Origin of the sequence: Paraburkholderia bryophila, assembly GCF_003269035.1 — a bacterium.
Taxonomy (GTDB): Bacteria; Pseudomonadota; Gammaproteobacteria; order Burkholderiales; family Burkholderiaceae; genus Paraburkholderia; species Paraburkholderia bryophila.
This window is the reverse complement of sequence record NZ_QLTK01000005.1, coordinates 58,880-71,016: the sequence shown is the minus strand read 5'-3', so window position 1 is coordinate 71,016 and position 12,137 is coordinate 58,880. Positions and strand designations below refer to the sequence as shown.

The following is a 12,137-nucleotide window of genomic DNA, read 5'->3' as shown; positions in this document are numbered from 1 at the left end:
TCGGTATGACCGACCTGCCGACCTGACAGCGCGAACGCCTTGCGCTAGTGCCGGCGATGCTCGAGGCTCGGCCGATCATCACGCTTGACGTGTCGAGCCTCGGATCGGGACCCGACGTTCCGGCGAGTGTTTCACCGGGAGTTTCTCCCGGCGTCACGCCTTGACGCACCGGAATCCGGCATAGACGTATTGATAATGCGGTTGAAACCAGTTGCGGAACGCCGGCCGCAACATGCATTGCGCGGTACGTGCCGATCCGCCTTTGATCACGTAGTGCTGGCCGTCGAAGAAATTGGCCGAGTAGCCGAGATAGAACGGAAACGCTTCGAATCCCGGCAACGCGTCGAACACGGTCGAGGTCCACTCCCAGCCGTTGCCGAACTGACCTTCCACGCCGAATGCGCTGACGTTGTCCGGATAGGCGTCGACGGGGCGCGGGTCCCAACCGCGGAAATCGAAATTGCCGGACGCAGCGTGCGGCGCGCCGTGCGCCGCGCGTTGCCACTGCGCTTCGGTGGGCAGCGCTTTGCCGGCCCAGCGCGCGTAGGCGCTGGCCTCGGCGTGACTGACGTAGGCGGGCCAGTCGAGCGGCAGCGGCACGTCGTCGAACATGGTGCGCAGCGTCCATGCGGCTTGCGTGTTGTGTTCGTGGCTTAGTTCGTTTTCGTCATGCGCGTCGCGCGGGTCGCGTTGAGACCAGCAGGCCGGGTGCTCGATCTGCTCCGCTTCCTTCCACGCCCAATCCTTGTCGGACCACCATTTCCGTTCGCGATAGCCGCCGGCCTGGATGAAGGCGAGAAACGCGCCGTTCGTCACCATGTGACGGTCGATCTGGAAGGCGGGAACCTCCACGCGCAGCTCGCCGAATTCATTGTCCCAGCCGAACCGGCCGGCGTCGCGCGACATCCCGAGCACGGCCGTGCCCGCCGGCACACGGACCATCGACGCCAACACCTCCGCGCGGCCAGGCTGCGTTACCACGGGCTCGTTGAGCCCGCTGACCTTCTGTTCGAGCGGCAATTGATGAAGCATGTACGCAAGCGTTTCCGCGTGCATCAGCCGATGCTCGATCGCGACGTTCAATAGCTGTTCCGCGGCGACCGCCTGCTCGCTATCGCCGCGGCCGGGAGGTGCCCGATCCGCGAGCGCACGAACTTCACGATCGATCTGCTCGCGGGCGCGCGACGCGTAATCGCGCACCGCGTCGAGCGACGGCCAGTCGCCGGGTTGATCGGTCGGAAAGCCGCCGTCGACGGGATCGATGCCGAACGCGAAAAGCTGGTCGAGATGTGGGTCGAACGCTGGCAGATCGCACAGGCGTTGGTCGAACAGATTACGATCGAAAGCTTCCAGATGGCCGATATAAAACACGATGCGATGACGCTCGCGGATCGGCCGTTCATAGAGAAACTCGGGTTTGACGATGGTGAAGAGGTCGTCGGTAATTCGACGCGCGTCGATCAGGCGCTGGACGAGCGGGTGATGCGGGGCGGGGTCGCGGTTCATTTCGCCGGGTCTCCTTGCGGGGGGACAGACTCAAGACTGTACCCGAGTCGCAGGAGCCATGCCACGATGACCGCGCGGCGACGGAAACCGGCGAGACCTCGGTGGCGAACCGCTGTTCCGCGCGGCTGCCCGGGCTACGCGCGAGACCGCTTGATCAGAGGTGCCGCAGACCGTCCAGATCGGCGATCCGGATGTGCTTGCCTTGTATGTCGATCAGCCCGCGCTTTTGAAATCTTGACAGGGTACGGCTCACGGTTTCGAGCGTCGTGCCGAGATAGCTGCCCATGTCCTCCCGCGTCATCCGCAAGTTGAATTCCGCCGACGAATAACCGCGTTGCGCATTGCGCGCCGACACGTCGAGCAGGAAGGCGGCGACCCGTTCATCCGCCGACAGCGAACCGAGGACCATCATTTGCGCGGCCTCGCGAACAATCTGCTCGCCCAGCAGTTTATGCAGGCGTTCCTGCATCGAGCCGATTTCGCGGCATAGCGATTTGAGCGCGGTGTACGGGACGATGCAGACGGTGCTGTCTTCGAGGGCGAGGGCGCTGCATGCATGCACGTCTTCGCTGATGCCGTCGAGGCCCAGTGCCTCGCCGGCGAGACGCAAACCGGTGACCTGCGCGCGGCCGTCGCGGTGCGCCATGACGGTTTTCATCGAACCGGAGCGCACGGCGTAGATGCTGTCGAAGCGATCACCGCTGCGATACAGCGCTTCGCCGCGCTGTACGGAGCGTGCCGAACAGATCAGCGTTTCGAGCTTGGTCAACTCATCGGGGGACAAACCTTGCGGCATGCAGAGCTGACGCATCGCGCAACTCGAACAGCGGGCGGTGCTGCGCGTGCTCGGGCGGAAGGTCGCCGCACGACGGCCGCCGCGCACCGGCGTTGAACTTGCGATGGAATCGCCGGCGTGGGCGGGGGATGCGGCGGTGGTAGAAGTCAACATGTTCTGCAGCCATTTGTCAGGGTAATGACTGATTGTCCCACCGGCCACGTCGCACATTTAGCGGCAAAATGACGCGCACGAACAGTTAGGCATCTTGAGCGATATCAGATCCGTGTTAAAGGGGCGCGGACTGCCATGCGACGAGTTTCCACACACCGCGACTCGTCACGCGGCTTCGCTATTCTTGCCCGCGGCGGAGGGAATCAGCAGCACCGGCAAGCTCGCCTGACGCACGCAGCGCTCGGCCACGCTGCCGAGAATCAGCCGTTGGACGCCGCGCCGGCCGTGCGTGCCCATGACCAGCAGATCGGCGTTGAACGCGGCGGCGGCCTTCAGCACGGTGCTTGAAACGTCGTCGAGCGACGACGCCTCGCCCACCACGAGTTCACCCTTCACGCCGTGCTCGACCATGGCCTTGGCGAATTCCGCGCCGAGTTCCTTGCCTTCTTCGACGAGACGGTTACGCAGGACGGACGGGTCGTAACCGGGCGCCTCGAAATACATTGGCGTGTTCTCGACGACGTAGAAAGGCTGCAACTCGGCGCCGCTGAATTTGGCGAGCGCGAGCGCTGATTCGAATGCACGGCGTGAGGTGTTGCTGCCGTCGACCGCGACAAGAATGCGTGTGTACATATCGACTCCGCGTCTTAACTCAAAGAGGATTGGGCGATTCTTTGCCGATGCAAGCTTAAATGATCGCTGAAAAAGATGCGGGCGCGCTGGATGTAAATCAAAGACTCGTCAAATTATGTGATGGCGACGCAGAGCGTGGCCGGTCCTTCAGCTTGAGCGCTGACCGCCCGCTGCGCCCGCGCGCCGATACGGAACGCATATCCTGGGCAGGAGCGCGCCGGGTTTGCCTTACAATTAAGACCTACTCAGACAAGCTGCTTCAGCCCCGCTGATGAACGAGCGCAAGACCACAGCCCTCCCCGACAAGATCTACGGCGATATTCTGAATCGCATTGTCGAGGGCGAGTACAAGGAAGGTGAGCGCTTGCCCACTGAACACGCGCTGGCGGAACGCTTTGCGACGTCGCGGCCGACAGTGCGGGAAGCCTTGGCTCGTCTGCGGGCGGACGGCGTCATCATGACGCGGCATGGGTCGGGTACGACCGTCGCGCGTCGGCCCGATCCGGACGTACGACGTTTCGCGCCGCTCGAAACGCTGTCCGACATCCGCCGCTGCTACGAATTCCGGATGGTGACGGAAGCGGGCGCGGCCGAGCATGCCGCGCTGAAGGCCGACGCCGACGATATTGCCGCGATCCAGCATGCATGGGATCAACTGGAACGCATCGGCGAAACCCAGGAGATCGGCGCGAACGACGACTTCCTGTTCCACCTGGCGGTGGCGCGCGCCTCCAGGAATCCGTTTTTCATCACGGTCATGTCGTTTATCGAAGAACAGATTTTGTTCAGCATGAATTTGTCGCGCAATCTTTCGCTGGTGAAGGCGGTAGAGCGCCAGCGACTGGTGCAGGACGAGCATCTCGCCGTGCTCGACGCGATTCGCCGGCGGAACCCGACGCAAGCCGGTGCGGCGATGCGAGCGCATCTGGGTAATGCGCTTGAACGGATGTTCGGTTCCTGAGCGGGCAGGCGGCGGCCTTTGTGTTGCCGCGGCGTTGTCGGCGCCGCGGCAGCGGTCAAGCGGTCAAGCGGGTTGAGGCGATTAAGTTAGCTAAGTCGGTTAAGCCGCCGCCGCCATCGGCCCGAATAGCGCGAGGCGGGTTTTTTCGCTAATGGCCACGTCCAGCGCCACCGCCCGTTCCACGCCGATCTGCACGGGCGGCCCGATCCGGCTGATCTCCATGCCGGTTTTGCGCAACATGCGTTCGATCGCCGTGGTCGTCACGGTGACATAACTGGTGAGGCCTATCTGGATCGCATACCGGATGACTTCCCGGATGGCGTGCATGGTCAGGTCGGCAAAACCGAACGACTGGTCCTCGCCGCCGGTTTCGATCGCGAACCGGCTCAATTCCCAGATGGTCCGCCCGGCGGGCGCCGGTTCACCGTGCAGCAACTGCGGGAAGGTGTCCCTCAGCATATTCGGACCCTCGGTCGGCATCAGGCGCCAGCAGCCGCGCACGCGGCCGTTTTCGTCCTGAATCAGCATGTAGAGCGGCCCGAGGGCGTCGTAGCCGTCGACCTCCATGCCCGCGATGGTAGGTGTTTCCCATCCCAGCCGCCCTTGAAATACCCGGGCCCGCAGACGGTACATCTCGTTGATGTCCTCGTTGTCAAATTCCTGCCGCATTCCAATCCGGATTACTGGTTGCATGACGTTCTCCTGAACGTGTTGGGGGTAGCCAATACGCAGGAAAACTTATGCATTATGAATCGCGCTGCCACCTACCTACCTAGGTAGGTGTGAATGCTTATCGGGTAACGCAGAATTCGAGACAGGCATCCGTACTTAACCGACAGGACAAGAAAATGGAACTTCTCGAAAATCATTGGCAACCGCAAACCGGCCTGCAAACCCGTGCAGCCGAGCCTTCCACGGCGGTCGATCGCGTGCTGATCATCGCTTATCGCAAAAAGAAGAAAGAGAGCCAGCGCCGTTTCTGGGCGCGTTTCGGCGTGACGCAGTCGCGCGGCAGCCGGTTTGAATCGGGCGCGGAAATCCCGGCGCCGGTGTCGATTCTGCTGGGCCTGTATTTCACCAAGACCGTTTCCGACGCGGACCTGGGCCGTGCCGAACGGGTGCTGTTCAGCCGCGACGCCGCCGCGTTGCTCAACCCGGGTCAATAAGCCCGAGTTGTGCGGCAATCACGGCCGCCGCGCGCCGCGAATTCACCCCGAATTTCGTCCTGATGTTCTTCATGTGGAAGTTCACCACGGCTTCCGAACAGTTCAGGATGTGGGAGATCTCCCAGGTGGATTTGCCGCGCGCGGTCCATTTCGGGCATTCGCGTTCGCGCGGCGTCAGCTTGGGCAATAAAGTCTGCGCGTGCGTATTCAAATGCTTCTGACTGGTATCGATTACCAGATCGCGCAATAACAGCAAATTCGGCAGTGCCACGTCGATATGACGCCAGAATGCCTCATTCGGGTTGGTATCGTTGACGAAGCACATCATGCCGGCTTCCTGATTCGGGCCATGAATCGGCAACGTTACGCCGGCGCGTAGCCCATGCGAGCGCGCTTCTTCAAACATTGCCTGCTGCGCGTCGGTCTCGAAGATATCCGGCGACCAGATCAGCGGCGTGGAGCGCGTCATGGAATGCGCGACCGTCGGGTCGATGTGAACCATTCCCTGTTCATCATAGGTACGGCGCCAGACGGGCGCGTACGTGCTGCGGATATACGCGTCTTCAAGCCGGATGGTCGGGCGCGGCAGCATGGCGATCAAAAGCTTGTCGAAGCCCCACGTCTCGGCAAGGCCCGTGATTGCACCGAACCATTCCGCTTCGTCGGCGGCGTTCAGTAGCGGTGCCATCTGCTCGATAAAATGTAGCGACAATTTTGGCTCTCTCAGACTCGCAGGCTGCCCGCTGCGGTTAATTGCGGGAGGGCATGACCTGCGGTTGTTGTTATCTTCACAATCTATCACCAAAAATTATTTTGCAAAGCCGGGTGAGATTCTCGAAGGAAACATCATTTTCGTGATTCTGCGAAGCGGCGAGTGAACGGCTCTGTCTACCTGAATCCCTTACCCAATAGGCATTCGTGGATCATTTGAGCGCGAGACTCCCGCGTTAGCCGCCATTTTGATGCATGGCAGTGGCAGCATAACTGCGAAACCCATTCTAATTGGCGATTTTTTGCCGAAATTTAAGGCAAAAGCACGCTAAATGCCAAAATTCCGGTTTTTTTAAGGCCCGCGTGCGCCTTGATGTTCCGGTGTTTTGCGTGTCAGTCGCTATTGTCATACAAAATCGGCCGATTGCTGATCCTAATCTTCTTCGCCTTCTCCCGGGTGTTCGAGGCGACGCCGCGAGTTTCAGGTTGTTTGACAACATTGCGAGCCCGGTGCTACCTTGGCTCCGCCATTTCGCGCGCACGCGCAAATCCCGCTATGGGTCCCGACTACGGAAAAATGCTGAGCCTGGCGCGGATCCGCACGCTCGCCCGTTATATCTTCGCCCCGGGCGCATGGGCCGCCCCTCACTCCTCTTCCTCCATCGCGCAACCAGCATGACCGACACCAGCCGACGCTATCCAGATCCCTCCATTCGCGTGCTCGATTCGCGCTTCAAGGCGCTGACGCTGGCGTCCGCTTCCGTCGAGTGTCTGTATCAGGGCGCGCGCTGGTCGGAGGGGCCGGTCTGGTTCGGCGACGGTCGCTATCTGCTGTGGAGCGACATTCCGAACGACCGCATCCTGCGCTGGGATGAAACGAGCGGAGCGGTCAGTACCTTCCGGCAGTCTTCGAACAATGCGAACGGCCATACGCGCGACCGGCAGGGGCGCCTGATTAGCTGCGAGCATTTGACGCGCCGGGTCACGCGCACCGAATACGATGGTTCGATTACCGTGCTCGCGGACCGTTATCGCGGCAAGCGCTTCAACTCGCCGAACGATGTGGTCGTGAAAGCGGATGGCTCGATCTGGTTCAGCGACCCGACCTTCGGTATCGACAGTTTTTATGAGGGTGAGCCTCAGGAGTCGGAGTTGCCGGCGTGCGTGTATCGCATCGACGGCCAATCGGGTGAGGTGAGCATGGTCGCCGACGACGTGCTGGGCCCGAACGGCCTTGCATTTTCACCGGACGAGTCGGTGCTGTACATCGTCGAGTCGCGTGGCGAGCCGCGCAAGATTCGCGCATTCGACGTCGCCGATAATGGCGCGTCGCTGGCGAATAACCGCGTGCTGATCGACGCCGGTCCCGGCACGCCGGACGGCTTTCGCGTCGACGTGCACGGCAATCTATGGTGCGGCTGGGGGATGGGCAGCGACGAACTCGACGGCGTGCGTATCTTCACGCCGCAAGGCGAAGCTATCGGTCACATTGCGTTGCCGGAGCGGTGTGCGAACGTGTGCTTTGGCGGGCGGCATCGCAACCGGCTGTTCATGGCGGCGAGCCATGGTTTGTACTCGCTCTACGTGAATACGCAGGGCGTGCAGGGCGGTTGAATAGCTCACGCGGTCGCGCGCTTGTGTCCACCGCCGCAACGCAACGCAAAGCGGCGCCGCGTTGGGATGCGGCATGACCGCATCCCAACTGCCCGCTCCGATCAGAATCAGTAACCGACGCGATACACGCGGCCCGTCTCCGCGCCTTCCACACTGCGTACGTAAGCCAGCGCCGCGCGCTGCGCGGTCACCGGTTCGAAGCCGCGGAAGAAGGGCGCATAAGCGTCGAGCGCTTCGGTCAGCACGGTTGGACTTACCACGTTGATGCGGATACCGCGCGGCAATTCGATCGCCGCGCCGCGCACGAAACCTTCGAGCGCGAGGTTGACGGTGGTTGCGCTCGCACCGAGACGAATCGGTTCGTCGGCGAGGATGCCGCTCGTCAGCGTGAGCGAACCGCCGTCGTTCAGGTATTGCTGAGCGGTCAGTACGACGTTGACCTGACCCATCAGCTTGTCGCGCAAGCCGACCCAGAACTGGTCGACGCTCATGTCCGGCAGCGGGCCGAAATGTACCTTGCCGGTTGCGGTGACGACGCCGTCCACTTTGCCGATCTCGCGGAACAACTGTTCGACGTTCGCGGGGTCGGTGATGTCGGCACGATATTGGCCGCGCGTCGCGCCGACTTCGATCACTTCATTGCGGGCTTTCAGTTCCGCGGTCACTGCCTGGCCGAGCGTACCGGCGGCGCCGATCACGACGATCTTTTTCATCTGCTGTTCCATTGAGTGTTGACGTGTGCTGGATTGTGCCGGGCTCTGGCAGCGCGAAAAAGGCGCGACGGCGTGTAGGTCTCGCAACCGTGGGTTTCCAATCGCTGCGGTGCAATATGCGCGGAGGTGTGCGCCGGGGTGCGAGACAAACCCAAAGCAAACGCACACCGTTATTCAAACGGCGTGCGCTTCAACACACTGGGTTTAATGGGGCCGCGCGCGCCTATTCAAACAGACATAAAACATGCGCGTAACGCGAATACTTATTTCACCCGATGTAATTCGATCACGCGCGCAGGTCGCAGATGATTGAGCGCGTAGTGAATGCGGCCGCGATCCTGGCGGCTGCCGACGGGGCGCGGATCGTCGAACTGGTGATCGGCGGAATAGTTTTCTTGCGGCGCGACCATGCCCCGGTCGATCACGGTGTAACCGGGTTCGAGCGCGAGCAGCAAATGATTGCCGCCGACCCGGCTATCGAAACCGGCCATGCCGTCGAGCGCTTCCGGCACGCTGTTGACGAGCGTCGCGTTGCTGGTGGTGATCTCGTCGGGCGCGATCGGGCTGTGGCCCGCGATACGCGCGGCTTCGAGGTTCTTGCCGTCGGTGTCGACGGTGCTATCGTGCGTGCGGTCGTTGTGCAATTCGGTCGTGGTCGGGCCGCTCGTGCGCGGCTGCGTGCTGGTATCTGCTGGCTTGTTGATATCGCTGTTCATCATGCATTCTCCTTGGAAGAGGACATGGGTGAAGTGCAGCAAAACCCGTTCCGCCCGGCACAAAAAGTTGGCGCGCGACTTGCACGGCGCTTGCGCCGCCCTTACGTACGGCGCGCATTTGAGCTGGCGATTACGCCCAGAATTCTTTTCGTTTTTTTAATGGACGCGCATTTTCTACAGAGTATGATCTTACTCCGACGAGCGCAGCGCGGTTAATTTGACGACATTTGTCCGGCCATTTCATCGCGGCCGGTAGCACGCCGCTAACAGGCAACCGTGCGCTACTGAAAACATTTATGGGGCCGTCAGGGCGGGTGACACATGCACTTCGATGCTGCATTCACACATCGCGGCTATTTGTTGAATTGCGCGCCCGCGCGGGCGGTCGACGGCTCCTGGCAACCTTATGTTGTCATCTCGCGTTCGAGCGACGGCGAACTGGTCGCCAACCGTTTTTTCCCCACCGACTTGTGTTTTTCCGATGAAGGCGCCGCCATCGCGCATGCCCGCGATTGGGCCGTGCGCTGGATCGACGCGAGCAGCGTGACCATCTGAATCAGACGCGCCGCGCGCGCCACATCCAGCAGAGTGGAGCCCGAGCCGGCGCTGCGCGAGTCGCGGCAAAACGCGGTAATCTCTCGGGACAATCACTCTGAACCGCGCCCGCGCGCGGCGCCGTCCTTTTATGCCTAATGTGCCTGCCCATAACTGGGGTCTCGAACAGATCGTCGCGGACCTGCGCGCGTCGCGTGAAGAATTGCATCGCACGCGGCATCCGCTCGGTATTCGCGAACTGCCGTCGCGTGACGCGGTGATCAACATCGTTGCCGGCCTGCGCGCGGCGTTGTTTCCCACGCACTATGGTGCGCCCGATCTGACGGATGAAACCGTCGACTACTACGTCGGCCACACGCTCGAAAGCACGCTGCGCCTGCTCGCGGAACAGATCCGCCGCGCGCTGCGTTTTCTGCCCGAGTTCGGCGCGACGCCGGACGCCGAACTGAAGGCGCGCGCGTTCAACGTGGCGCGTGAATTCGGCACCCAGTTGCCGGCCATTCGCGCGCTGCTGGTCAGCGACATTCAGGCAGCCTTTACCGGCGATCCGGCCGCGCAGCACATTACCGAAATTCTCCTCTGCTATCCCGGCGTGTGGGCCATGACGCACCATCGGCTCGCGCATGCATTGCATCGGCTCGGCGTGCCGTTGCTCGCGCGCTTCATCAACGAGATCGCGCATTCGGCAACCGGAATCGACATTCACCCTGGCGCGACCATCGGGCCGAGCTTTTTCATCGACCACGGCACGGGTGTCGTGATCGGCGAGACGGCGATCATCGGCGAACGCGTGCGCGTGTACCAGGCGGTCACGCTCGGCGCGAAGAGCTTCGCGGCGGATCTCGACGGCACGTTGATCAAGGGCAACGCGCGCCATCCGATCGTCGAGGACGACGTGGTGATCTACGCCGGCGCGACGATACTCGGGCGCGTCACGATCGGACGCGGATCGGTGATCGGCGGGAATGTGTGGCTGACGCATAGCGTGCCGCCGGGCAGCAGCGTGTCGCAAGGCAAGATCCGCGAAGGCGAACGCGGCGACGAGGGGCGCGGGTAATGCGCGGGTCTGGTGGCGAACGTGAGTGTGAGCGTCGGCCCGAACTCCAGCTCCAGCTCCAGCTTCGGCGTCGGCTCCAGTTCCAGCGCCAGTCGTCGCCACGCTGCTGAGGCCGCCAATCATGTCACGCGGTCGCGTCCACATGCCGCGTTGCGCGCTCGCCGGCGTCGAAGCGACGGTGGCCGAAACCGCGCACGCATTTCCGCGTCATTCGCATGATCGCTTTGGTGTTGGCGTGATCGTTAGCGGCGGGCATCGGTCGGCGAGCGGGCGCGGTGTCGTCGAGGCGCGCGCGAACGACGCGATCATGGTCAATCCCGGCGAAGTCCACGACGGCAGTCCGCTCGACGAACGCGGCCGCGCGTGGCGCATGCTGTATTTCGAACCGTCGATGCTGACCGGCGTCGCCCGTGAACTCAACGGCGCGGCGGCGTGCGAGATCGAGCTGACCCAGCCGGTCGCGCGCGATCTTCTGCTGAAGCGTCGGTTCGACAAGCTGTTCGCGGTGTCGGTAGAGACGCACGCCGTGCTCGACGATCTGATTCGGGAGGAAGTGCTGCTCGACCTGCTCGGACATCTGGTCCGCGCTCATGCGACGCAACCGGCGCGAGTGTCGTCGGCGAAAGCGTTGGGGCCGATCGCGCGCGCGAAAGCCCGTATCGACGACGACCCTTGCGCATTGCTCACGCTCGCCGAACTCGCCGCCGACACCGGCCTGAGCCGCTTTCAGTTACTGCGCGGGTTCGCGCACGAAATGGGACTACCGCCGCACGCTTACCGGATGCAGCGGCGCGTGGGACTCGCAAGACAATGGATCGCGCGAGGCGCGACGCTCGCGGACGCAGCGGCTGCCGCCGGTTTCGCCGATCAGAGCCACATGACGCGCGCGTTCGTGCGCCTGCTTGGCGTGACGCCCGCGAACTACGCGGCGGCGATCCGCTGATCCGCCGGGCTTCTCGCCATCGTGACGATTACCCCGCTCGCAAATAGCGCAGCATCGTGAGCCCATGCACGCCATGTAGCCAGACATGCTGACCGACGAACCACGCCGCGACCCACGAAGCGGCCACCACGATCAGATCGCAGTGTCCGCTGTTCCACAGATTCAACGAATGCCGGCCGGCGATCCACGGCACGCCGAGCGGATTCGGCCAGTCGGCCAGCAGATGCATCAGGCCGCCGCACGCGAAGCCGAACGCCGGCGCGGCATAGACCGAATGCCCGAGCCAGTGATACGACGCCGCGAGCAACGCGAGCCAACCCACGCCCCAATGCGTCAGCGTGCGATGCGTGATCCACAGACGACGCGCGCGTGACCACCACGCCACTTCGAGCCAATCCGGCGCGGTACTGCCCGCCACGCCCGTGATAAAGCTCAGCAACACACCGAGATGAAACGGACCGCCGCCGCCGACACGCGCGACCACCGCCGCCGCGATGACGCCGGCCGCAAACCCGGTTGCGTGATGTGCTTTGCTGGATGCCATCGAAACTCGCGCCGTCTGGAAGAACAAAGGGCGGCTATGTTCGCAGAAGCGCGGATAAAAAAATAGCCG

General features: G+C 62.6%; 14 protein-coding genes. 6 read left to right on the top strand and 8 right to left on the bottom strand.

Annotation, left to right across the window (positions count from 1 at the left end):
* Positions 1-153: 153 nt before the first annotated feature.
* The 3 genes from BX591_RS10825 to BX591_RS10815 all read right to left on the bottom strand — a co-directional run bounded on the left by BX591_RS10825 (position 154) and on the right by BX591_RS10815 (position 3,088).
* A complete protein-coding gene (locus BX591_RS10825) occupies positions 154-1,506 on the bottom strand; it encodes an SUMF1/EgtB/PvdO family nonheme iron enzyme (protein WP_111931066.1) in 1,353 nt (450 codons plus the stop codon).
* Positions 1,507-1,660: 154 nt separating this feature from the next.
* Complete coding sequence (locus tag BX591_RS10820) at positions 1,661-2,455, bottom strand: helix-turn-helix domain-containing protein (protein ID WP_420849362.1); 795 nt, start codon at positions 2,453-2,455, stop codon at positions 1,661-1,663.
* Positions 2,456-2,620: 165 nt separating this feature from the next.
* A complete protein-coding gene (locus BX591_RS10815; protein ID WP_111931062.1) occupies positions 2,621-3,088 on the bottom strand; it encodes a universal stress protein in 468 nt (155 codons plus the stop codon).
* Positions 3,089-3,359: 271 nt separating this feature from the next.
* On the opposite strand from BX591_RS10815, the gene BX591_RS10810 reads away from it, so the two are divergent.
* Positions 3,360-4,049, top strand: coding sequence for a FadR/GntR family transcriptional regulator (locus BX591_RS10810; protein WP_111931060.1), 690 nt, complete (start codon positions 3,360-3,362; stop codon positions 4,047-4,049).
* A gap of 99 nt (positions 4,050-4,148) precedes the next feature.
* Here BX591_RS10810 and BX591_RS10805 read toward each other — a convergent pair whose 3' ends face one another.
* Entirely contained in the window at positions 4,149-4,742 is a 594-nt protein-coding gene (locus BX591_RS10805) for an acyl-homoserine-lactone synthase (protein WP_111931058.1), read from the bottom strand.
* Between the two features lie 155 nt (positions 4,743-4,897).
* Between BX591_RS10805 and BX591_RS10800 the strand changes: the two genes are divergently transcribed.
* Complete coding sequence (locus BX591_RS10800) at positions 4,898-5,215, top strand: helix-turn-helix domain-containing protein (RefSeq protein ID WP_035559541.1); 318 nt, start codon at positions 4,898-4,900, stop codon at positions 5,213-5,215.
* Here BX591_RS10800 and BX591_RS10795 read toward each other — a convergent pair.
* Positions 5,199-5,903, bottom strand: a complete 705-nt coding sequence (locus BX591_RS10795) for a helix-turn-helix transcriptional regulator (protein ID WP_111931056.1) — start codon at positions 5,901-5,903, stop codon at positions 5,199-5,201. The two genes, BX591_RS10800 and BX591_RS10795, sit on opposite strands and share 17 nt — an antisense overlap.
* Positions 5,904-6,601: 698 nt before the next feature.
* Here BX591_RS10795 and BX591_RS10790 point away from each other — a divergent pair.
* Complete coding sequence (locus BX591_RS10790) at positions 6,602-7,540, top strand: SMP-30/gluconolactonase/LRE family protein (protein WP_111931054.1); 939 nt, start codon at positions 6,602-6,604, stop codon at positions 7,538-7,540.
* Between the two features lie 107 nt (positions 7,541-7,647).
* Here the strand turns inward: BX591_RS10790 and BX591_RS10785 are convergent, their stop codons facing one another.
* Positions 7,648-8,253 (bottom strand): short chain dehydrogenase, encoded by a 606-nt coding sequence (locus tag BX591_RS10785; RefSeq protein WP_111931052.1) that lies wholly within the window; start codon positions 8,251-8,253, stop codon positions 7,648-7,650.
* A 263-nt stretch (positions 8,254-8,516) separates the two neighbouring features.
* A complete protein-coding gene (locus tag BX591_RS10780; RefSeq protein WP_111931513.1) occupies positions 8,517-8,969 on the bottom strand; it encodes a DUF3005 domain-containing protein in 453 nt (150 codons plus the stop codon).
* A 321-nt stretch (positions 8,970-9,290) separates the two neighbouring features.
* Here BX591_RS10780 and BX591_RS10775 point away from each other — a divergent pair, with 321 nt between their 5' ends.
* The 3 genes from BX591_RS10775 to BX591_RS10765 all read left to right on the top strand — a co-directional run bounded on the left by BX591_RS10775 (position 9,291) and on the right by BX591_RS10765 (position 11,524).
* Positions 9,291-9,524: a hypothetical protein gene (locus BX591_RS10775; RefSeq protein ID WP_111931050.1), complete on the top strand. Its 234-nt coding sequence runs from the start codon at positions 9,291-9,293 to the stop codon at positions 9,522-9,524.
* Between the two features lie 130 nt (positions 9,525-9,654).
* Positions 9,655-10,581, top strand: a complete 927-nt coding sequence (gene epsC, locus BX591_RS10770; RefSeq protein WP_111931048.1) for a serine O-acetyltransferase EpsC — start codon at positions 9,655-9,657, stop codon at positions 10,579-10,581.
* A 121-nt stretch (positions 10,582-10,702) separates the two neighbouring features.
* Positions 10,703-11,524 carry an AraC family transcriptional regulator gene (locus BX591_RS10765; protein WP_176343057.1) on the top strand — a complete coding sequence of 274 codons (822 nt, stop codon included), beginning with the start codon at positions 10,703-10,705 and terminating at the stop codon, positions 11,522-11,524.
* A gap of 28 nt (positions 11,525-11,552) precedes the next feature.
* Here BX591_RS10765 and BX591_RS10760 read toward each other — a convergent pair whose 3' ends face one another.
* A complete protein-coding gene (locus BX591_RS10760; protein ID WP_111931044.1) occupies positions 11,553-12,068 on the bottom strand; it encodes a metal-dependent hydrolase in 516 nt (171 codons plus the stop codon).
* Positions 12,069-12,137: the final 69 nt, after the last annotated feature.

Bases quoted from the DNA above. Each gene is read 5' to 3' on its own strand.
- BX591_RS10825 (WP_111931066.1), bottom strand. From the start codon at position 1,506: ATGAACCGCGACCCCGCCCCGCATCACCCGCTCGTCCAGCGCCTGATC.
- BX591_RS10820 (WP_420849362.1), bottom strand. From the start codon at position 2,455: ATGTTGACTTCTACCACCGCCGCATCCCCCGCCCACGCCGGCGATTCC.
- BX591_RS10815 (WP_111931062.1), bottom strand. From the start codon at position 3,088: ATGTACACACGCATTCTTGTCGCGGTCGACGGCAGCAACACCTCACGC.
- BX591_RS10810 (WP_111931060.1), top strand. From the start codon at position 3,360: ATGAACGAGCGCAAGACCACAGCCCTCCCCGACAAGATCTACGGCGAT.
- BX591_RS10805 (WP_111931058.1), bottom strand. From the start codon at position 4,742: ATGCAACCAGTAATCCGGATTGGAATGCGGCAGGAATTTGACAACGAG.
- BX591_RS10800 (WP_035559541.1), top strand. From the start codon at position 4,898: ATGGAACTTCTCGAAAATCATTGGCAACCGCAAACCGGCCTGCAAACC.
- BX591_RS10795 (WP_111931056.1), bottom strand. From the start codon at position 5,903: ATGGCACCGCTACTGAACGCCGCCGACGAAGCGGAATGGTTCGGTGCA.
- BX591_RS10790 (WP_111931054.1), top strand. From the start codon at position 6,602: ATGACCGACACCAGCCGACGCTATCCAGATCCCTCCATTCGCGTGCTC.
- BX591_RS10785 (WP_111931052.1), bottom strand. From the start codon at position 8,253: ATGAAAAAGATCGTCGTGATCGGCGCCGCCGGTACGCTCGGCCAGGCA.
- BX591_RS10780 (WP_111931513.1), bottom strand. From the start codon at position 8,969: ATGAACAGCGATATCAACAAGCCAGCAGATACCAGCACGCAGCCGCGC.
- BX591_RS10775 (WP_111931050.1), top strand. From the start codon at position 9,291: ATGCACTTCGATGCTGCATTCACACATCGCGGCTATTTGTTGAATTGC.
- epsC (WP_111931048.1), top strand. From the start codon at position 9,655: ATGCCTAATGTGCCTGCCCATAACTGGGGTCTCGAACAGATCGTCGCG.
- BX591_RS10765 (WP_176343057.1), top strand. From the start codon at position 10,703: ATGTCACGCGGTCGCGTCCACATGCCGCGTTGCGCGCTCGCCGGCGTC.
- BX591_RS10760 (WP_111931044.1), bottom strand. From the start codon at position 12,068: ATGGCATCCAGCAAAGCACATCACGCAACCGGGTTTGCGGCCGGCGTC.